The organism is Aggregatibacter sp. Marseille-P9115 (assembly GCF_920939465.1).
In the GTDB taxonomy this organism is placed as follows: Bacteria; Pseudomonadota; Gammaproteobacteria; order Enterobacterales; family Pasteurellaceae; genus Aggregatibacter; species Aggregatibacter segnis_B.
In genome coordinates this window covers 581,941-601,753 of the sequence record NZ_OV100759.1, presented here as the reverse complement: position 1 = coordinate 601,753, position 19,813 = coordinate 581,941, and the positions used below count along the sequence as shown (strand labels likewise).

16 protein-coding genes, 1 pseudogene and 1 riboswitch are annotated in these 19,813 nt (G+C 42.5%); all 17 genes and pseudogenes read left to right on the top strand.

The window, feature by feature from the left end; genetic code table 11:
• Positions 1 to 2 precede the first annotated feature (2 nt).
• Positions 3 to 1,193 (top strand): putative lipid II flippase FtsW, encoded by a 1,191-nt coding sequence (gene ftsW, locus LQ983_RS02695; RefSeq protein WP_230621546.1) that lies wholly within the window; start codon positions 3 to 5, stop codon positions 1,191 to 1,193.
• A 46-nt stretch (positions 1,194 to 1,239) separates the two neighbouring features.
• Positions 1,240 to 2,304 (top strand): undecaprenyldiphospho-muramoylpentapeptide beta-N-acetylglucosaminyltransferase, encoded by a 1,065-nt coding sequence (gene murG / locus LQ983_RS02690; RefSeq protein WP_230621545.1) that lies wholly within the window; start codon positions 1,240 to 1,242, stop codon positions 2,302 to 2,304.
• Positions 2,305 to 2,363: 59 nt separating this feature from the next.
• A complete protein-coding gene (gene murC / locus LQ983_RS02685; RefSeq protein ID WP_230621544.1) occupies positions 2,364 to 3,794 on the top strand; it encodes a UDP-N-acetylmuramate--L-alanine ligase in 1,431 nt (476 codons plus the stop codon).
• 12 nt (positions 3,795 to 3,806) lie between these two features.
• The gene (locus LQ983_RS02680; RefSeq protein WP_111296635.1) at positions 3,807 to 4,736 is read left to right on the top strand and encodes a D-alanine--D-alanine ligase; all 930 of its coding nucleotides are present in this window, start codon (positions 3,807 to 3,809) and stop codon (positions 4,734 to 4,736) included.
• Positions 4,733 to 5,500: a cell division protein FtsQ/DivIB gene (locus tag LQ983_RS02675; RefSeq protein ID WP_230621543.1), complete on the top strand. Its 768-nt coding sequence runs from the start codon at positions 4,733 to 4,735 to the stop codon at positions 5,498 to 5,500. Before LQ983_RS02680 ends, LQ983_RS02675 begins: the two co-directional genes overlap by 4 nt.
• Positions 5,501 to 5,522: 22 nt before the next feature.
• A complete protein-coding gene (gene ftsA / locus LQ983_RS02670) occupies positions 5,523 to 6,803 on the top strand; it encodes a cell division protein FtsA (RefSeq protein ID WP_006717321.1) in 1,281 nt (426 codons plus the stop codon).
• Between the two features lie 87 nt (positions 6,804 to 6,890).
• The gene (ftsZ, locus tag LQ983_RS02665; RefSeq protein ID WP_109127590.1) at positions 6,891 to 8,177 is read left to right on the top strand and encodes a cell division protein FtsZ; all 1,287 of its coding nucleotides are present in this window, start codon (positions 6,891 to 6,893) and stop codon (positions 8,175 to 8,177) included.
• 42 nt (positions 8,178 to 8,219) lie between these two features.
• Positions 8,220 to 9,137 (top strand): UDP-3-O-acyl-N-acetylglucosamine deacetylase, encoded by a 918-nt coding sequence (gene lpxC / locus LQ983_RS02660; RefSeq protein ID WP_230621542.1) that lies wholly within the window; start codon positions 8,220 to 8,222, stop codon positions 9,135 to 9,137.
• A 218-nt stretch (positions 9,138 to 9,355) separates the two neighbouring features.
• Positions 9,356 to 10,519 carry a chorismate mutase gene (locus LQ983_RS02655; protein ID WP_111296625.1) on the top strand — a complete coding sequence of 388 codons (1,164 nt, stop codon included), beginning with the start codon at positions 9,356 to 9,358 and terminating at the stop codon, positions 10,517 to 10,519.
• Between the two features lie 133 nt (positions 10,520 to 10,652).
• Complete coding sequence (gene htpG / locus LQ983_RS02650) at positions 10,653 to 12,536, top strand: molecular chaperone HtpG (protein ID WP_230621541.1); 1,884 nt, start codon at positions 10,653 to 10,655, stop codon at positions 12,534 to 12,536.
• Between the two features lie 82 nt (positions 12,537 to 12,618).
• Complete coding sequence (locus tag LQ983_RS02645) at positions 12,619 to 12,963, top strand: ArsC family reductase (protein ID WP_230621540.1); 345 nt, start codon at positions 12,619 to 12,621, stop codon at positions 12,961 to 12,963.
• A 299-nt stretch (positions 12,964 to 13,262) separates the two neighbouring features.
• Positions 13,263 to 15,218, top strand: coding sequence for a TonB-dependent copper receptor (locus LQ983_RS02640; RefSeq protein ID WP_230621539.1), 1,956 nt, complete (start codon positions 13,263 to 13,265; stop codon positions 15,216 to 15,218).
• A gap of 123 nt (positions 15,219 to 15,341) precedes the next feature.
• On the top strand, positions 15,342 to 16,475 hold the full coding sequence (gene dapE / locus LQ983_RS02635) for a succinyl-diaminopimelate desuccinylase (RefSeq protein ID WP_230621538.1): 1,134 nt from the start codon (positions 15,342 to 15,344) through the stop codon (positions 16,473 to 16,475).
• Position 16,476: 1 nt separating this feature from the next.
• A complete protein-coding gene (locus LQ983_RS02630; protein WP_230621537.1) occupies positions 16,477 to 17,157 on the top strand; it encodes a M15 family metallopeptidase in 681 nt (226 codons plus the stop codon).
• A gap of 233 nt (positions 17,158 to 17,390) precedes the next feature.
• Entirely contained in the window at positions 17,391 to 18,014 is a 624-nt protein-coding gene (gene nudF / locus LQ983_RS02625) for an ADP-ribose diphosphatase (protein WP_230621536.1), read from the top strand.
• A 66-nt stretch (positions 18,015 to 18,080) separates the two neighbouring features.
• A complete protein-coding gene (gene cpdA, locus LQ983_RS02620) occupies positions 18,081 to 18,908 on the top strand; it encodes a 3',5'-cyclic-AMP phosphodiesterase (RefSeq protein WP_230621535.1) in 828 nt (275 codons plus the stop codon).
• A 75-nt stretch (positions 18,909 to 18,983) separates the two neighbouring features.
• Positions 18,984 to 19,028, top strand: a riboswitch (PreQ1 riboswitch).
• Between the two features lie 3 nt (positions 19,029 to 19,031).
• Positions 19,032 to 19,703 (top strand): annotated as a pseudogene (gene queC, locus LQ983_RS02615) (7-cyano-7-deazaguanine synthase QueC).
• The last annotated feature ends 110 nt before the right edge of the window (positions 19,704 to 19,813 follow it).

Genomic DNA, 19,813 nt, shown 5'->3' with positions numbered 1-19,813 from the left:
TCATGGAATTTTGGGCTAAACTGAAAACAACTTGGCAACAAACGACGACGATTACGCCAGCGAGTTTATTATATGATCGTGCGTTATTGTGGTTGTATCTTGTGCTATTGCTTATTGGTTTACTGGCGGTGTCTTCCGCTTCCATTCCGGTAGGAACACGCTTACATGGCGATCCGTTTTATTTTGCCAAGCGGGATATGATTTATATTTTTCTTTCCTGCGTAACCTGTTATTTCACTTTGCAAATTTCCATGGATAAATGGGAGAGATGGCATGTTAGATTGTTTGGTATTGCGCTGGTTTTGCTTTTCCTTGTGATGATTCCCGGTATCGGGCGAGAGGTGAATGGTGCGCGCCGCTGGATCCCAATGGTTTTATTCAATTTTCAACCGGCAGAATTTGCTAAGTTAGCCTTAACTTGTTTCCTCGCCAGTTATTTTACCCGTCGTTATGATGAGGTACGGAGTCGCAAGTTAAGTGCGGTTAAGCCATTTTTGGTCATGGGATTGTTAGGTTGTTTCTTATTGATGCAGCCGGATTTGGGTAGTACCGTCGTTTTATTTGTCATTACCTTCGGTTTGCTATTTATTATCGGTGCAAAATTTGGACAATTCCTTCTTTTATTTGGTTTTGCTGCATTGATGTTTGTGTGGCTGGTACTTTCTTCTGCTTATCGCCTTAAACGTATCACCGGCTTTATGGACCCCTTCAAAGATCCTTACGGCACCGGTTTCCAATTATCCAACTCTTTAATGGCATTCGGCCGAGGTGGATTTTTCGGCGAAGGGTTAGGCAATTCCGTACTGAAACTAGAATATTTACCGGAAGCGCACACTGACTTTGTGATGGCGATTGTGGGTGAAGAATTTGGCTTTTTCGGCATTTTAGTGATTATTATTTTGCTTGGTTTATTGGTTTTCCGCGCCATGAAAATAGGACGAGAATCCCTAATATTGGAGCAACGTTTTAAAGGCTTTTTAGCTTTCGGTATTAGCTTCTGGATTTTCTTCCAAGGTTTTGTAAACCTTGGTATGGCTCTCGGCATGTTGCCAACGAAAGGCTTAACCTTCCCACTAATCAGTTACGGTGGCTCCAGTATTATCATTATGTCGGTCACTGTCGGCATATTATTACGCATTGACCACGAAAATCGTTTAATGCGTGGTGGCCAAGCAAGATTGCGGGATGACTAAGAACCAAAGTGCGGTCATTTTTTTTGAGTGTTTTTAGAGAAAAGATATGGGTAAAAAATTATTAGTGATGGCAGGTGGAACAGGCGGACATGTTTTTCCTGCCATTGCCGTTGTACAAGAATTACAACAGCAAGGTTGGGAAATTCGCTGGCTGGGCACCAAAGATCGTATGGAAGCTCAATTAGTACCAAAACATGGCATTCCCATTGAATTTATCCAAATTTCAGGTTTACGCGGCAAGGGCATCAAGAGTTTATTATTGGCGCCTTTTGCTATTTTGCGCGCGGTGTGTCAGGCGCGTAAGATTATTCAACAATACCAACCTAATGCGGTATTAGGCATGGGCGGCTATGTTTCCGGTCCGGGCGGTATCGCGGCAAAACTTTGCGGCGTGCCGGTGGTATTGCATGAACAAAATGCCATTGCGGGGTTAACCAATCATTGGTTATCCAAAATTGCTGCGCGGGTGTTGCAAGCCTTCCCAAATGCCTTTCCTCATGCTGAAGTGGTGGGAAATCCGGTACGTCGTGATTTATTTCAAACCAAATCCCCAGAAACACGTTTTGCTGCGCGTGATAAAACCTTGCGTATTTTAGTCGTCGGTGGTAGCCAAGGGGCGCGCGTGTTAAATCAAACTGTGCCAAAAGTCGCAGCGAAACTCAGTGCTCAAGGTTTGGAGATTTATGTGCGTCACCAAGTAGGCAAGGGCAATTTAGCAGGCATTGAGGAAATTTATCAGGCAAACCAAAATGGCGTGGCGACTGAATTTATTGATGACATGGCAGAAGCTTATGCTTGGGCGGACATTGTGATTTGTCGCTCGGGCGCATTGACGGTGTGCGAATTGGCGGCAGTAGGTGTACCGGCTATTTTCGTGCCTTTCCAACATAAAGACCGTCAGCAATTTTTGAATGCCAAATATTTAGCGGATGCGGGGGCTGCGCTGATCATTGAGCAACCGGAATTTACCGAAGAGCGTCTCTTGAATGCGTTAACTCCACTGTTAGTAGATCGTGAAACATTATTAGCCATGGCGTTAAAGGCAAAAAGTAAGGCAACACCGTTAGCGGCTAAGCGGGTCGCTGACGTGATTGAAGACGTGGCAAATTAAATTAAAAGTGCGGTCGTTTTTTTAACTGTTTTACGCGGCCGAGTAAAAAGGACATATTCATGGATAACTATCATCAACAGATTAGAGACATCATTCCGGAAATGCGCCGAGTGAAGCAAATTCATTTTATCGGCATCGGTGGCGCGGGGATGTGTGGTATTGCCGAAATTTTATTGAATGAGGGATATCATATTTCCGGTTCTGATATTGCGGAAAGTGCGGTGACTCAGCGTTTAGCTTGTGCCGGCGCCAAAGTTTTTATTGGGCATAAAGCAGAAAATATTACCGGTGCCAGTGTGGTGGTGATTTCTTCTGCGATTCGTGATGATAACCCTGAAGTGGTGGCGGCAAAAGAAGCGCGCATTCCGGTCATTCAACGCGCGCAAATGTTGGCGGAATTAATGCGTTTTCGTCATGGTATTGCAGTGGCAGGTACGCACGGTAAAACGACAACCACCGCGATGGTCTCTATGATTTATGCGGAAGCAGGTTTGGATCCGACTTTTGTGAATGGTGGTTTGGTGAAATCTGCCGGGACGAATGCGCATTTAGGGCGTAGCCGTTATTTGATTGCCGAGGCCGATGAAAGTGATGCCTCTTTCTTGCATTTGCAGCCGATGATTTCTATCGTAACCAATATTGAGCCGGATCATATGGATACCTATCACGGTGATTTTGATGAAATGAAGCAAACCTATGTGAATTTCTTACATAATTTGCCGTTTTATGGATTAGCCGTGTTATGTGCCGATGATGCCGATTTAATGAGTTTAGTGCCACAAGTTGGGCGTCAGGTGATTACTTACGGTTTCAGTGAGAATGCCGATTATCGCATTGAAGATTATCAACAAACCGGTTTCCAAGGACATTACACCGTGATTTGCTCGAACGGTGAACGTATTGATGTGTTGCTGAATGTACCGGGGCGCCATAATGCCTTAAATGCAACGGCAGCATTGGTTGTAGCCAAAGAGGAAGGCATTAAAAACGAAGCGATTTTAGCTGCGTTAGCCGATTTCCAAGGTGCAGGGCGTCGTTTCGATCAGTTAGGACAATTTATTCGCCCGAACGGTAAAGTGATGCTGGTGGATGACTATGGCCATCATCCGACGGAAGTGGGCGTTACCATTCAAGCCGCGCGCCAGGGCTGGGAGAATAAACGGATTGTGATGATTTTCCAACCGCACCGTTATTCCCGCACCCGAGATTTATTTGATGATTTTGTGCAAGTATTGTCTCAAGTCGATGCCTTGATTATGTTGGATGTGTATCCCGCCGGCGAGGCGCCTATTGTGGGTGCTGATAGTAAGGCGTTATGTCGTTCTATTCGCAATCTTGGCAAAGTGGATCCTATTTTGGTGTCTGATACAGCGCGGTTAGGTGAGGTGCTTGATCATCTCATTCAAGATGGGGATTTAATTTTGGCGCAAGGCGCCGGAAGCGTGAGTAAGCTTTCACGCCAGTTAGTCGAACGTTGGACAAAAGAATAAGTGGATAGCAAGATGAGTAAAACATTAAAACAAGAAAAAATCGCCGTATTATTGGGCGGCACCTCAGCCGAACGTGAGGTGTCTTTAAATTCAGGAACTGCAGTATTAAACGCGTTGCGTGAACAAGGGTATGATGCTCACCCGATTGACCCGAAAGAATTTCCGGTAGCGACGTTAAAAGAACAAGGATTTGATCGTGTGTTTAATATTTTACATGGTCGCGGTGGTGAAGATGGCACGATGCAAGGGTTGCTGGAGCAAATCGGCATTCCTTATACCGGCTGTGGCGTGATGACTTCTGCGCTTACCATGGACAAAATGCGTACCAAAATGTTATGGAAAGCCTTTGGTTTGCCGGTTGCTGAAATGGAAATCGTTACCGTGGAAAATAGAGCCAACTTAAACCCTGAGTCAGTGGTCAAAAAACTCGGCTTACCGTTGATGGTGAAACCCTCTTTAGAAGGGTCTAGCGTGGGTTTAACTAAAGTGAAAGCCATTGAAGAATTGGAAAGTGCGGTGGATTTTGCACTTAAATTTGATCGCACCGTACTCATTGAAGAATGGCTTGCCGGTGATGAATTCACTGTGCCGGTACTGGATAACGAAGTGTTACCTTCCATTAAAATCGTGCCGGAAGGTGAGTTCTATGATTATGATGCGAAATACATTTCTGATAATACGCAATATTTTTGTCCGGCAGGGTTAAGCGATGAACGTGAGCAGGAGCTTCGCCATTTAGTTAAGCAGGCCTACGATGTAGTGGGGTGCCGTGGTTGGAGCCGTATTGATGTTATTGCGGATGCGGAAGGAAACTTCCGTTTAGTGGAAGTCAACACGAATCCTGGTATGACTAGCCATAGTTTATTCCCAAAATCAGCGGCAACAGTCGGTTACTCTTTTGAGCAGTTGGTTGAGAGAATTTTAGAGTTGAGTGCGGAATGAATTTACTAAAACGCAAAACCACACAAAATATAAGATATGGTGAGCCGAAACCCAAAGTTTTTGTGCAAATTAAATTATTACTTGTGCTATTATGCGTTGGCATATTGTTCTATTCTTATTCAAATTGGCAAAATTTCCTAGAAAAATTAGATAGTAAGCCTATCAGTGCTTTTGCGTTGGTTGGCTCGCCCAATTTTACGACAGATGCTGATGTGCGTGATGCTTTATTAAAAATGGGCGATTTAAAAGGTTTTTTTGGTCAAGATATTGATGCCATTCGTGAACAAATTGAAACAATGCCTTGGGTAAAAGGGGCGGTTGTTCGCAAAATGTGGCCAAACAGATTGAGCATTTGGGTAACGGAATATAAACCGATTGCTATTTGGAATGAAAGTGACTTTTTGTCCGAAGATGGTGCGGTTTTTCAATTGCCAATGAGTAAATTAAAAGAAACTCATTTACCTCGTTTAGCCGGCCCTGATTTCCAAAGTGAAAAAGTGTTGGATGCATGGAATAGAATTTATGCCGATTTAAAACAGAAAGGTTTAACGCTTAAGGCGGTAGGCATTGATGCTCGCGGTGCTTGGCAAGTCGTGCTGGATAATGATGTGGTACTGAAACTAGGACGTGGTGAATGGAAAACAAAACTGGATCGTTTTGTTACGATTTATCCGCAAATCGAAGTGCCTGAAAATAAGAAAATCTCCTATGTCGATTTGCGTTATGCCTCCGGTGCGACAGTAGGTATGGTTGATTTAAATTAATTGTTAAGTGTGAAGTTAGAATATGTCTAAAATTGTGGAATCAAAGACCATTGTTGGTTTAGAAGTGGGCACTTCTAAAGTTGTTGCAGTCGTTGGTGAGGTATTGCCTGACGGTGTGGTAAATGTCCTTGGCGTCGGCAGTTGTCCTTCAAAGGGGATCGATAAAGGAAGCATTACTGATTTAAATGCGGTAGTCACCTCTATCCAGCGTGCAATTGAAGCTGCCGAGTCAGTTGCTGACTGTCGCATCATGAGTGTGACGTTAGCCATTACCGGGGAACATATTCAGAGTCTTAATGAGAATGGTTTCGTGCCTATTGCAGAAGGCGAAGTGACTCAAGATGAAATTGATTCTGCGATTCATACGGCAAGTTCGGTAAAAATGCCGGAAGGCTTGTCTTTGCTTCATATTATTCCGCAAGAATTTGCTGTTGATAAACAAATGAATATTAAAAATCCATTGGGATTACAAGGTGTTCGTTTGAAAGCACAAACTCATTTGATTGCTTGTCATCAGGATTGGTTGAATAACCTGAAAAAAGCGGTAGAACGCTGTAAATTAAAAGTCGATAAAATTGTATTCTCCGGTTTGGCTTCAAGTTATTCTGTATTAACAGAGGATGAAAAAGACTTAGGGGTTTGCTTAGTTGATTTTGGTGCGGGCACGATGGATATCATGGTGTATATCAATGGCGCTTTGCGCTTTAGTAAGGTGATTCCTTATGCCGGAAATCGCGTTACCGATGATATTGCCTATGCTTGTGCTGCGTCTAGAATGGAAGCAGAAAGTATCAAAGTTAACCACGGTAGTGCATTAATGCCTCCAAAATATCATGCAGATAAGAAAATTGAAGTTTCTGGTATCGGTGGGCGTGGGCCTCGCGTATTAACAAAAGAACAACTGTCATTTGTAACATCAGCTCGTTACAAAGAGCTACTTGGTTTAGTTAAAAACGAATGGTTGCGTTTAAAAGCAGATTTAGAATCCAAAAATATGAAATGTGAGCTTATCGCGGGTATTGTGATTACTGGTGGCGGTGCTCAAATAGAAGATTTAAAAGAATGTGCAGAAGAGGTTTTTGGCTCTAATCATCAAGTAAGAATAGGCAGTCCGTTAAACATTACCGGTTTAACGGATTATGTGAATAAACCTCAATATTCAACCGTTATTGGTTTACTTCAGTATGAACATAGCAATGAAGATGATGGATTGATTCATGAGGAAAACTCGGGAAGTAATTTCCTAAATTCCTGCGGTAATGTGTTGAAAAAAATCTTTAATAAAGTGCGGTCAGAATTTTGATAATTTTGATTTTTCATCTACAATATGAAAAATTTGGGCTTTAATTTATGCTGATAATATGTCGGCATTCACGGAGAATAGATAATTATGTTTGAGCCGGTAGAGTACGATCTTGGTGAAATGAGTGGCGCGCTGATTAAAGTTGTCGGTGTTGGTGGTGGCGGTGGTAATGCTATTAACCACATGGTCGCCAGTGTTTTAGAAAAAGAAGTTGGCGGTACTCTAATTGATGAATCCATCATAAATACGGATGAACATGGCAAGATTGAATTTTATTCCGTAAATACTGATGCTCAAGCTCTTCGTAAAAGCCAAGCCCAGCAAACAGTTCAAATTGGAGCTGAAACGACGAAAGGTCTCGGGGCGGGTGCAAACCCTAATGTTGGACGTAAAGCGGCTGAAGATGACCAGGATGCTATTCGTAAGATGCTAGAAGGGGCTGATATGGTATTTATCGCTGCCGGGATGGGCGGCGGTACTGGTACGGGGGCTGCACCAATTGTCGCTCAAATTGCAAAAGAATTAGGTATTCTTACTGTTGCAGTTGTAACAAAACCGTTTTCCTTTGAAGGTAAAAAACGAATGATGTTCGCTGAAATGGGGATCAAAGAATTATCGAAACATGTAGACTCCTTGATTATCATTCCGAATGAGCAGTTAGCCAAGGTTATGCCTAAAAATGCAACGCTCATGCAAGCCTTTTCTGCAGCAAATGATGTTCTGCGTAATTCTGTTACCGGTATTTCAGATATGATTACCTCTCCGGGGTTAATTAACGTGGACTTTGCTGACGTGCGCACTGTCATGTCTGAGATGGGGCAAGCCATGATCGGTTTTGGTTCCGCCAAAAGTGCGCCAGGGGAAGGCCGTGCAGAAGATGCAGCTAAGATCGCTGTGAAAAGTGATTTATTAGAACGCGTTGATTTGTCCGGAGCAAAAGGTGTATTAGTTAATATTACTGCCGGAATGGATTTAGGATTATCCGAGTTTTACGCAGTTGGTGATACTGTTAAAGCGTTTGCATCTGAAGAGGCTACGGTTGTTATTGGTACAACGCTCGTACCGGATATGGTCGATGAAATTCGCGTAACTATTGTCGCAACCGGTATTGGTGAGCCTGATGCACCTGAAATTCAAATTTCACCTCGTCCACAAGTTGCACAAAATTCACAACCAGGACTTCAACCGGTAAATACTTCTTTTGGTGGTTTAGGAACTCGTCCGCAAAGTTATAGTCAAAATTCGCAAGATGAAAATCATCAACAGAATGTTCAAAATCATCGTAGAGATGATTTAGATACCCCAATTACTGAACGCTTGAAAGATACGAATTTATTTAACATTCAAGGATTTATGCGTAACAACGACAAATAAAGAAGCTTGTTTGTTGTGTAACAATACGTTAAGAGACAGATTATGATTAAGCAAAGAACCTTAAAACAAAGCATAAAAGTAACAGGTGTGGGATTACACAGCGGCAATAAGGTGACATTGATTTTACGCCCTGCAATGCCAAATACTGGTGTTGTTTATTGCCGTACTGATTTAAATCCGCCGGTTACATTTCCTGCAAATGCAAATTCGGTGCGCGATACTATGCTTTGCACTTGCTTAGTGAATGAACAGGGTGTGCGCATTTCAACAGTTGAACACCTGAACGCAGCATTAGCGGGTTTGGGTATTGATAATGTGATTATTGAAGTTGATGCACCTGAAATTCCAATTATGGATGGTAGTGCAAGTCCATTTATTTATTTATTGCTTGATGCCGGCATTGAAGAACAGAATGCACCGAAGAAATTCATTCGTATTAAGCAAAAAGTGCGTGTAGAGGACGGTGATAAGTGGGCTGAGTTCTCCCCTTATAACGGCTTCCGTTTAGATTTCACTATTGATTTCAACCATCCGGCAATTAGTAAAAATGTACGTAACTATATGATGGATTTTTCTGCGCAGGCTTTTGTTCAACAAATTAGTCGCGCTAGAACCTTTGGTTTCATGAAAGATATCGAATATCTACAGTCACAAGGTTTAGCTTTAGGCGGTAGCTTGGATAATGCCATTGTGCTTGATGATTACCGCATTTTAAATGAAGACGGTTTACGTTTTAAAGATGAATTGGTTCGTCACAAAATGTTAGATGCTATCGGCGATTTATATATGTGTGGTTATAACATCATTGGTGATTTCAAAGCATATAAATCAGGCCATGGTTTAAATAATAAATTGTTAAGAGCGGTATTAGATAATCAAGACGCTTGGGAATTTGTCACCTTTGAAGACAAACAGCAAGTTCCGGAAGGTTATGTTGCTCCTGCTCAAGTTTTGATTTAATCAATTCTATCTTAAAAGCTATATTTCATTTGAAATATAGCTTTTTTTATTGCTTAAAAGGCATTTTTCACCCAGGTTTATAAAAGTGCGGTTAAAAATAGCAATGTTTCCTATGCCCATTTCAGAATAACTAAGTCGTTTGTGAATGAATACGGGCTTTATTGATATCACTAAATGTGAAAAGAAAGATGCCCTAGTATTTAAATAAAGGAAAGCTTATGTCATTGGATCTAAGTGAAATTCGACAACAAATTACCCAAATTGATCGCCGTTTGTTAAAGCTCCTTTCTGAGCGTCATCGTTTAGCGTTTGATGTTGTGCGTAGCAAGGAACTTACCCAGAAACCGTTGCGTGATGCAGAGCGTGAGGAGCAATTGCTACAAGAGTTGGTGCAATTTGCCGAAAATGAAAATTACCAATTAGAACCGCAATACATCACCTCAATTTTCCAAAAAATTATTGAAGATTCGGTGCTGACGCAACAAGTGTATTTGCAGAAAAAACTGAATACGCAACGTGAACAGAATATTCATATCGCCTTTTTAGGTAAGCGAGGATCTTATTCTCATTTAGCAGCGCGTAATTATGCTACTCGATATCAAGAAGAATTAGTGGAAATAAGTTGTGCCAGTTTTGATGAGGTTTTTGCTAAAGTACAAAACGCGGAAGCCGATTATGGGGTTCTTCCATTAGAAAATACGACATCCGGTGCCATAAACGAAGTTTATGACCTATTGCAGCACACCGATTTGTTTTTGGTAGGTGAATTGGCTTACCCCATTCAACATTGTGTCTTGGTGAATGGGCAAGATGATTTAAGTAAAATCGATACATTATACAGTCATCCCCAAGTGATTCAGCAATGCAGCCACTTTATTCACGGCTTAGAACGTGTGCATATTGAATATTGCGAAAGTAGTTCGCACGCCATGCAATTAGTTGCAGGTTTGAATAAACCGAATATTGCCGCTTTGGGCAATGAGGATGGTGGCAAGTTATATGGTTTGAACGTGCTGAAGCGTAATGTTGCCAATCAGGAAAATAATATTACACGCTTTATTGTCATTGCCAAAAAGCCGCACAGTGTTTCACCGCAAATCCATACAAAAACCCTATTGTTAATGAGTACGGGGCAACAGGCGGGGGCTTTGGTCGATGCGTTGTTGGTATTTAAAAAACACCATATCAACATGACAAAATTGGAGTCACGTCCGATTTATGGCAAGCCTTGGGAGGAGATGTTTTATTTGGAAATTGAAGCCAATATTCATCATCCTGATACGCAATCGGCGTTGAATGAATTAAAACAATTTAGTCACTATCTCAAAATTCTTGGTTGTTATCCTAGTGAAATAGTAAAACCAACAGCCTTGCCGAAATAAATATCTAAAGAAAGTGCGGTGGAAAAACAAATAAATTTTTCACCGCACTTTTCTTCTTTCCTGCTCTTGAAATTTCACCTTCCGCACTTATATCCATAACGTTTTCAATTTATTCAACATAAGTAGGAAGAGTATGAGTACAAATCAAGAAACCCGTGGCTTTCAATCGGAAGTCAAACAACTTCTCCAATTAATGATTCATTCTTTATATTCCAATAAAGAAATTTTCTTGCGCGAGCTGATTTCAAATGCCTCTGATGCGGCGGATAAATTGCGTTTCAAAGCCCTGTCTAATCCGGCTTTATATGAAGGTGACGGTGAATTACGCGTGCGTGTTAGTTTTGATGCGGATAAAGGCACCCTCACCATCAGCGATAATGGGATTGGGATGACCCGTGAACAAGTGATCGATCATTTGGGCACGATTGCCAAATCCGGAACAAAAGAATTTTTGACCGCACTTGGGCAAGATCAAGCGAAAGACAGTCAGCTTATCGGTCAATTCGGTGTGGGTTTCTATTCGGCGTTTATCGTTGCCGATAAAGTGACGGTGAAAACCCGTGCGGCAGGTGAGGCAATGGATAAAGGCGTGCTTTGGGAATCTGCCGGGGAAGGCGAGTATTCCGTGGCGGATATTGAGAAAAAATCCCGTGGCACTGATGTGATTTTACATTTACGCGAGGACGAAAAAGAATTCTTAAATGAATGGCGTTTGCGTGACATTATCGGTAAATATTCCGATCATATTGGTTTGCCGGTGGAAATGCTCACCAAAGAATATGATGACGAAGGCAAAGAAACCGGTGAAAAATGGGAAAAAATCAATAAATCTGATGCCCTTTGGACACGTTCTAAAAACGACATTTCCGATGAGGAATACAAAGAGTTTTATAAGCATTTAAGCCATGATTTTGCGGACCCGTTATTGTGGGCGCACAACAAAGTGGAAGGTAACCAAGAGTACACCAGTTTGCTTTATGTGCCGTCGAAAGCGCCTTGGGATTTATTTAATCGTGAACACAAACACGGCTTGAAACTCTATGTACAACGCGTGTTTATCATGGATGATGCGGAGCAGTTCATGCCGAATTATCTGCGGTTCATGCGTGGTTTAATCGACAGCAATGACTTGCCGTTAAATGTATCCCGTGAAATTCTGCAGGACAACAAAACTACGGCCGCGTTACGCAAAGCGTTAACCAAACGTTCGTTGCAAATGTTAGAGAAATTGGCGAAAGAGGATGCCGACAAATATCAGCAGTTCTGGAAAGAATTTGGCTTAGTGCTAAAAGAAGGCCCTGCGGAAGATTTTGGCAATAAAGAAACCATTGCGAAATTATTGCGTTTTGCCTCTACCCACAACGACAGCAGTGAACAAACCGCGTCATTAGAAGACTACGTTGCTCGCATGAAAGAAGGGCAAAAAGCCATTTATTACATTACGGCAGACAGCTATGTGGCGGCGAAAAATAGCCCGCATTTGGAATTGTTCAATAAAAAAGGCATTGAAGTCTTATTGCTTTCCGATCGAATTGACGAATGGATGTTAAGCTACTTAACGGAATTTGACGGCAAACCGCTCCAAACTATCACGAAAGCGGATTTGGATTTAGGTGATTTGGCGGACAAAGAAGAAACCGAAGCGCAAAAAGAACAAGATAAAGCCTTTGATAGTTTTATTGAGCGCGTAAAAACCTTGCTGGGCGAACGCGTGAAAGAGGTCCGTTTAACTCACCGTTTAACGGATACACCTGCAGTAGTTTCCACCGGTAACGACCAAATGACCACGCAAATGGCAAAACTTTTTGCCGCCGCAGGTCAGCCTGTGCCGGAAGTGAAATACACGTTTGAATTAAATCCGGAACATCACTTGGTGAAAAAAGTGGCTGACATTGCCGATGAAGCGGAATTTGCCGATTGGGTGGAGTTGTTGCTAGAGCAAGCCATGCTTGCAGAGCGCGGTTCATTAGAAAATCCGGCGGCGTTTATTAAGCGCATCAATAAGTTATTGGGTTAATCTATTTGTGATGGATTAATGTAATGGTTAAAATCCTCAGTCTGAATAAGATTGAGGATTTTTTATTTTTTGAGGTGAAAACATGATTACCGTTTACGGCATTAAAAACTGCGACACCGTGAAGAAAGCATTGAAATGGCTTGCGGATCACAACATCGAACATAAACTCCATGATTATCGGGTGGACGGTTTAGATACCGCTTTTTTACAGCAAGCGGAAGCGCAATTCGGTTGGGAAAACTTGGTCAATAAACGTAGCACGACTTGGCGTAATCTCGAGGATGATGTGAAAAAAACGTTGTCAAAAGCCACCGCACTTTCTGTGCTTGCCGAGAATCCTACGCTGATTAAACGCCCGATTATTTTGCAGGACGGCAAAACGTTAATTGGTTTTGATGCAAAAGAGTATGAAGCCGCGTTTAAATAATGTGAGCCGAAGAAAATCTATTTTTAACCGTTTATAGCTGTTGTAATTATTATTTTGATTGTGGCATTGTCGCTCACTTTTTTGTGGCCGGGATTTGCTTGGCCGAAAGTGCGGTTATTTTTGCAGGCGTTTTATCACCTTGCTTTTTGTTATTAATGAGAATAAGATTTGTTATCATATTGTTAGAAATATTAATCACCGGTGTGATAAATGTTTCATGTGGCTTAGTTGTTTGGAATATTTAATATGCTTGGATTTTGGAATCCATTTTTGTGAATTAAAGAAACAAAGGATTGCTTATGAATAACAAATCTTATTTTGCCCTTCTTCCTCTTCCGTTCTTTTTATCTAATGCGTTTGCGGAAGAGCCTCAATCTACCACCTCACTTGCCCCGATTGTTGTGACCGGTGTGTCGCAAAAGAGTGCGAATACGGTAAAACTTAACCCTAAAACGACGCTTCAACCTTTGCCGGCCGGTGATGGTGCGGATTTATTGCAATCTGTTGCAAATATGAGTGTGATTCGTAAAGGCGGGAGTTCAGGTGATCCTTTATTTCGTGGATTGGGTGGCTCCCGTTTGAGTATTCAGGCGGATGATCAATTTATTCATGGCGGTTGTAGCAACCGAATGGATCCACCAACCGCCTATATTTTCCCATCAGCTTATGATGAAGTGGTGGTGACTAAAGGACCACAAACGGTGACACAAGGGACGGGGTTGGTTGCAGGCGCGGTGCGTTTTGTGCGGAAAGAACCTGAATTTGATACGCAAAACACTTATTTAAACGGCAGCCTAACCCTTGGCGGAAATAAGCGTCATGATGCTTATTTTGATGCGATGGCCGGTGGTAAATACGGTTATTTACGTACCAGTGTGTCACATAATGAAGCCGGCAATTACAAAGATGGTGACGGTAATCGCATTCATTCTTCCTTTGAACGTCGTAACCAAATGCTACAACTTGGCCTTACTCCGACAGAAAATACATTGCTGACAGGAACCTATGAGCGTAGCCGAGGTGAAGCGGCTTATGCGGATCGTATGATGGACGGCAGTAAATTTGACCGCGATGCATGGAATGTGCGTTTTGTGCAACGTAATATTGCGCCATGGTTTACTGAGCTTGAGTTGCGCTACGGTCAAAGCAAGATCGATCATGTGATGGATACTTATAGCTTGCGCTATTTGCGCATGATGGGAAGCCAAGTCAAAAAAGCAATGAATCCAAAACGTGAAACAGATACCGGACACTTAAAAGCGACCTTTGATTGGTCGGATATTAATTTGCAGACCGGAATAGATTATATGCGCGACAAACACCTTGCTCGCATGGAAATGAAGGGGGAAGGTTATACACATAAACCTTATCAGCCGCAACAAAACTTCACCCAATGGGGCGGATTTGCAGAAGGGGCATGGACGGTTAATGATAGCCGTAAGTTCATAGCAGGTTATCGTTATGATGAAGTGAAGGCGGAATATGACACCTTAATGGCAAATCATCCGCATAAAAAACGCACCTATGATTTACACGCGGGTTTCTTCCGTTGGGAAGAAGAAATCAATGGCATTAAATATTATGCCGGTCTTGGCGTTGCCGAGCGTGCGCCGGATTATTGGGAGCGCCGAGTAAGCCAAGTGTTGAATAAAGAACAGAACCGTCAAATTGATACGGGACTGATTTGGAAAAATGATGCTTTTGATCTTTCCGTCTCGCTTTTTGGCAGTGATGTACATAATTTTATTATGTTAGAACGCATAAATAATAATGTGACAGCCCGCAATGTGAAAGCGACCCGTTTAGGCGGTGAGGTTGAAGGTAAATGGAAATTTGCCGAACACTGGGAAATCGGTAGTAGCCTTGCTTATACTTACGGTAAAAACCGTACCGATGATCGCCCGCTGGCTCAAACGCCTCCGTTAGAATGGAAAAACTCATTAACTTGGGATAACGACACCTTGAGCGCAGGTCTTTTATGGCGTTTGGTTTCCGCCCAAAAACGTTATGCTGAAGGGCAAGGTAATATTGTCGGGCAAGATATTGGTCCATCAGCGGGATTTGGTACATTGTCCTTAAACGCAGGGTGGAAGATTAACAAATATGTGATCTTACAGGGCGGTATTGATAATCTCTTTGATAAATCCTATGCCGAATTCGTCAGCAAAGGCGCCGATCCTTCTGCCGGAGTGCAAACCACACGGGTGAATGAACCGGGCCGTCAATATTGGATGCGGCTACAAGTTCAATTTTGATGTCGAGAAAATAAAAAATGGATAGCTTAGCTATCCATTTTTTGTTCAATAAGATTTAAATAAAAAAGAAATTTTGTTAAATTACACTGCACTTTTACTTATTCTGCCAATTTCCTCAATGCTATGAAACACCATATTATTCAATTATCTCAATCGCTTATCCGCCGTCCCTCGATCAGCCCGAATGACGAAGGTTGTCAGCAACTGATTGCCGAACGTTTAGAAAAATTAGGTTTCCACATTGAATGGATGCCTTTTAACGATACCTTAAACTTGTGGGCAAAGCATGGTTCTGGTGAGCCTGTGATTGTCTTTGCCGGGCATACGGATGTGGTGCCGACAGGGGATGAAAGCCAGTGGGCGCATCCGCCGTTTTCTGCAGAAATTGTAGATAATATGCTTTATGGACGTGGCGCTGCTGATATGAAAGGCTCATTAGCCGCGATGATCGTGGCGGCGGAAGAATATGTGAAAGCGAATCCCAACCACGACGGTACTATTGCCTTATTGATTACCTCCGATGAGGAAGCTGCAGCAAAAGATGGCACGGTACGTGTGGTAGAAACCTTAATGGCGCGCGGTGAGAAAATCACGTATTGCATGGTGGGCGAGCCGTCCAGTTCGAAAACCTTGGGCGATGTGGTCAAAAATGGTCGTCGCGGTTCGATTACAGGCAACCTCTATATTCAAGGCGTTCAAGGCCATGTGGCATATCCACATTTAGCAGAAAATCCGATTCACAAAGCGGCTCCCTTCCTACAAGAGCTAACAACCTATCAGTGGGACAACGGCAATGAATTTTTCCCACCGACCAGTTTGCAAATCGCCAATATTCATGCCGGTACGGGCAGCAATAACGTGATTCCGGGCGAGCTTTACGTGCAATTTAATTTGCGTTATTGCACGGAAGTTACCGATGAAATCATCAAGCAAAAAGTCGCTGAAATGCTGGAAAAACATGGATTGAAATACCGCATTGAGTGGAATCTTTCCGGCAAACCGTTTTTAACCAAACCGGGTAAATTATTAGATGCGCTAACTGCCGCTATCGAGCAAACCATGGGCATTACGCCACAAGCGGAAACCGGTGGTGGCACCTCTGATGGGCGCTTTATTGCGTTGATGGGCGCAGAAGTGGTGGAATTTGGGCCGCTTAACGCGACCATTCATAAAGTCAATGAGTGCGTGAGCGTAGATGATCTTGCCAAGTGCGGTCAGATTTATCATCAAATGTTAGTCAATTTATTGGGCAAATAAGATGAAACTAACCCCTGACATGTTGACCGGAAAATCGCGGGAACATTTGGTGAATTTGCCAACACCTCATTCGCCTCATCATTTTTTGCAGGCGCAGGCAATGAACGCCTTTCAAGGGCTGCAACAAAGTGCGGTCAAACATGGCTTTAATTTACAACCCGCCAGCAGCTTTCGTGATTTTGCGCGCCAACAACTTATTTGGAACGGTAAATTCAGTGGTGAGCGTAAAGTGCATGATGATGCAGGCAATGCGTTAGATTTGACCAACTTGGATGATTGGCAAAAGGCGCAAGCGATTTTACGCTGGTCAGCGCTACCGGGGGCGAGTCGTCACCATTGGGGCACGGAAATTGACATTTTCGATCCAGACCTTTTGCCTCAAGGTCAATCCTTACAGCTTGAGCCTTGGGAATATGAAAAAGGCGGTTATTTCTTTGAACTGAGTGAATTTCTCACCGAAAACCTACCGCACTTTGATTTTAGTTTGCCTTTTATGCAAATGCCGGCAGAGAAAAAAATCGGGAGAGAGCCTTGGCACATTAGTTACATGCCATTGGCGGAGAAAGCAAAACAACTTTTTTCCGCGGAGGTGTTGCTACAGGCATGGGAAAAAGAAGAAATTGCTGGCAAGGCTACATTACAGCAGCATTTTCCTCAAATTTTTGAACAGTATTTTGTATAGATTGATTAAAAAGTGCGGTGTGTTTTTAGTGAACTTTTCAGCAGTGAAAAATACGTTAAAAACACACCGCACTTTTTTTGATTTATGTGTTGTTACATTTCTATCACATCTCTTTTCTTCTCTTAGACTTTTGTGAGCTACTTCAAAAATCCGGAAATTTTACAAAGAATTACATTTTTTTTTGCACTGAATGAAAGTATCCTACTCGCTAGCTGTAATTTAGGGAGATAAAGATGTATCAGTTTCAGCAGTTTACTCAAAAAGATATTGAAATTTTGAAGAATGAAACGATTTATCAAGGTTTTTTTAAGCTAAATAAAGTTCAATTCAAACATAAACTTTTTGCCGGCGGTTGGAGCGGCACGGTGACCCGTGAACTGCTCATCAAAGGAGCTGCCTCTGCTATGGTTGCTTACGACCCCGTGTTAGATAACGTGGTGTTGGTGGAGCAGGTGCGTATCGGTGCTTATGATCCGACATCAACTCAATCACCTTGGCTTTTAGAACTTATTGCCGGCATGGTGGAGGAAGGTGAAACCCCGGAATCTGTGGCGTTACGGGAAAGTGAAGAAGAAGCCGGCGCGAAGATTTCTCATATGCAACATTGTTTGAGCGTATGGGATAGCCCCGGTGGCGTGCTTGAGCGTATTCACGTTTTTGTCGGTAAAGTGGATAGCACCATAGTCGGCGGATTACACGGTTTAGCAGAAGAGAATGAAGATATTCGTGTTCATGTCGTGAGTAGGGAAACAGCATATCAATGGCTTTGTGAGGGTAAGATTGATAATGGCATTGCGGTAATCGGATTACAATGGCTAGAGTTAAATTACCGAAAATTGAAAGAGCAATGGCTGTAAGCATTTTATTATCTGACGACATAGGTAATTTAGACTAAGTTTAATATTAAGTAGTAGGAGTTTACTTTGTTAAATACCTATCAATATAACACCCAACAAGACGTGTTCCGTATCGTTCAAATTACGGATCCGCATCTTTTTAAAGACATCAACGGTGAATTGTTGGGTATCAATACGCAAGCAAGTTTTTCCCAAGTTTTAAGTGAAATTCAACAACAGCAATACGACTATGATCTTGTGTTAGCAACAGGCGATTTAGTACAGGATAATAGTGATGAGGGCTACTTGCGTTTTCGTCAAGACGTGAAAGCGCTGAACAACAAAATGGTCTTTTGGATCCCCGGAAATCATGATTTTCAGCCGAAAATGTTTGAAATCCTAAAAGAAGATAGCGTGAGTGCGAAAAAGCATATTTTGTTAGGGGATAAGTGGCAAATTTTGCTTTTGGATAGCCAAGTGCAAGGCGTGCCACACGGGCAATTAGAAGCGGAAGAGCTGGATTGGTTAAAGCTAAAATTACAGGAATATCCTGAACGCTATTCTTTGGTCGTATTGCATCATCATCTTCTTTCCACCGGTTCTGCTTGGTTGGATCAACATAACTTACGTAATGCCAATGAATTGGCGGAAGTATTAGCGCCATTTAAGAATGTCAAAGCCTTACTATACGGACACATTCACCAACAAGTGGATAGTGAATGGCTTGGTTATCAAGTGATGGCAACGCCTTCCACCTGTATTCAATTTAAAGCGGACAGCAACACTTTTGCACTGGATGTTGTGCAGCCTGGTTGGCGCGAAATTGATTTGTACGCGGATGGGCATATTGAAACCCGTGTAAAACGTATTCAACAGGCATCCTTTTTACCGAATATGCAGGTTGAAGGTTATTGATTGTTGAAAAGCGAGGTCATTTTTTAAAGGGGATTTTTTATCCCCTTTATTTTTTGTGAGAATCCACCGCACTTTTCATCTGTGGTTTGCAACCCTCCCACATAAAAAAACTAAGGACTCACTATGTCAAATCAACCTCAAAAAGCCCTCGTGATTTTCTCCGGCGGGCAGGATTCTACCACTTGTTTATTTCTCGCTATTCAAGAATTCGGCGCGGAAAACGTTGAAGTCATCACTTTCCAATATGGTCAACGTCACGCCATTGAACTGTAAAAAGCCCGCTGGATTGTGCAGGATTTAAAGGTCAAACAAACGGTGCTTGACACCAGCGTCATCAAAGGCATTACCCACAACGCCTTAATGGATCCCAATGCGCAAATCAGCCAAAAAGACGACGAATTGCCGAACACTTTTGTGGATTGGCGTAACGCCTTATTTCTGCTTTACGCTGTCATTTACGCCAAAAGCCAAGGCATTCGGGTGATTTACACCGGCGTATGCCAAACGGATTTCAGCGATTATCCCGATTGCCGCGATGTGTTTGTCAAATCCATGAACGTCACCTTAAATCTCGCCATGGATTACCCCTTTGACATTCGCACACCGCTCATGTGGCTGGATAAAAAAGACACTTGGGCACTGGCGGATCAACTCGGTGCATTCGACTACATCCGCCAACATACGCACACCTGCTACAACGGCGTAGAAGGCGGTTGCGGCGAATGCCCGAGCTGCGTTTTGCGGGAACGGGGATTGAAGGCGTATTTGTTAGAAAGGGAAGGAAAAAACCTTTAGAAAAAACACCGCGCTTTTGTGTTGGAATAGACAAAAGTCAGTTTAATTTAAGATGTCATATGAAATTAAACTGACTTTTCGTGAATAAAGGAAAAAAATAAAACCCGACT

Bases quoted from the DNA above. Each gene is read 5' to 3' on its own strand.
- ftsW (WP_230621546.1), top strand. From the start codon at position 3: ATGGAATTTTGGGCTAAACTGAAAACAACTTGGCAACAAACGACGACG.
- murG (WP_230621545.1), top strand. From the start codon at position 1,240: ATGGGTAAAAAATTATTAGTGATGGCAGGTGGAACAGGCGGACATGTT.
- murC (WP_230621544.1), top strand. From the start codon at position 2,364: ATGGATAACTATCATCAACAGATTAGAGACATCATTCCGGAAATGCGC.
- LQ983_RS02680 (WP_111296635.1), top strand. From the start codon at position 3,807: ATGAGTAAAACATTAAAACAAGAAAAAATCGCCGTATTATTGGGCGGC.
- LQ983_RS02675 (WP_230621543.1), top strand. From the start codon at position 4,733: ATGAATTTACTAAAACGCAAAACCACACAAAATATAAGATATGGTGAG.
- ftsA (WP_006717321.1), top strand. From the start codon at position 5,523: ATGTCTAAAATTGTGGAATCAAAGACCATTGTTGGTTTAGAAGTGGGC.
- ftsZ (WP_109127590.1), top strand. From the start codon at position 6,891: ATGTTTGAGCCGGTAGAGTACGATCTTGGTGAAATGAGTGGCGCGCTG.
- lpxC (WP_230621542.1), top strand. From the start codon at position 8,220: ATGATTAAGCAAAGAACCTTAAAACAAAGCATAAAAGTAACAGGTGTG.
- LQ983_RS02655 (WP_111296625.1), top strand. From the start codon at position 9,356: ATGTCATTGGATCTAAGTGAAATTCGACAACAAATTACCCAAATTGAT.
- htpG (WP_230621541.1), top strand. From the start codon at position 10,653: ATGAGTACAAATCAAGAAACCCGTGGCTTTCAATCGGAAGTCAAACAA.
- LQ983_RS02645 (WP_230621540.1), top strand. From the start codon at position 12,619: ATGATTACCGTTTACGGCATTAAAAACTGCGACACCGTGAAGAAAGCA.
- LQ983_RS02640 (WP_230621539.1), top strand. From the start codon at position 13,263: ATGAATAACAAATCTTATTTTGCCCTTCTTCCTCTTCCGTTCTTTTTA.
- dapE (WP_230621538.1), top strand. From the start codon at position 15,342: ATGAAACACCATATTATTCAATTATCTCAATCGCTTATCCGCCGTCCC.
- LQ983_RS02630 (WP_230621537.1), top strand. From the start codon at position 16,477: ATGAAACTAACCCCTGACATGTTGACCGGAAAATCGCGGGAACATTTG.
- nudF (WP_230621536.1), top strand. From the start codon at position 17,391: ATGTATCAGTTTCAGCAGTTTACTCAAAAAGATATTGAAATTTTGAAG.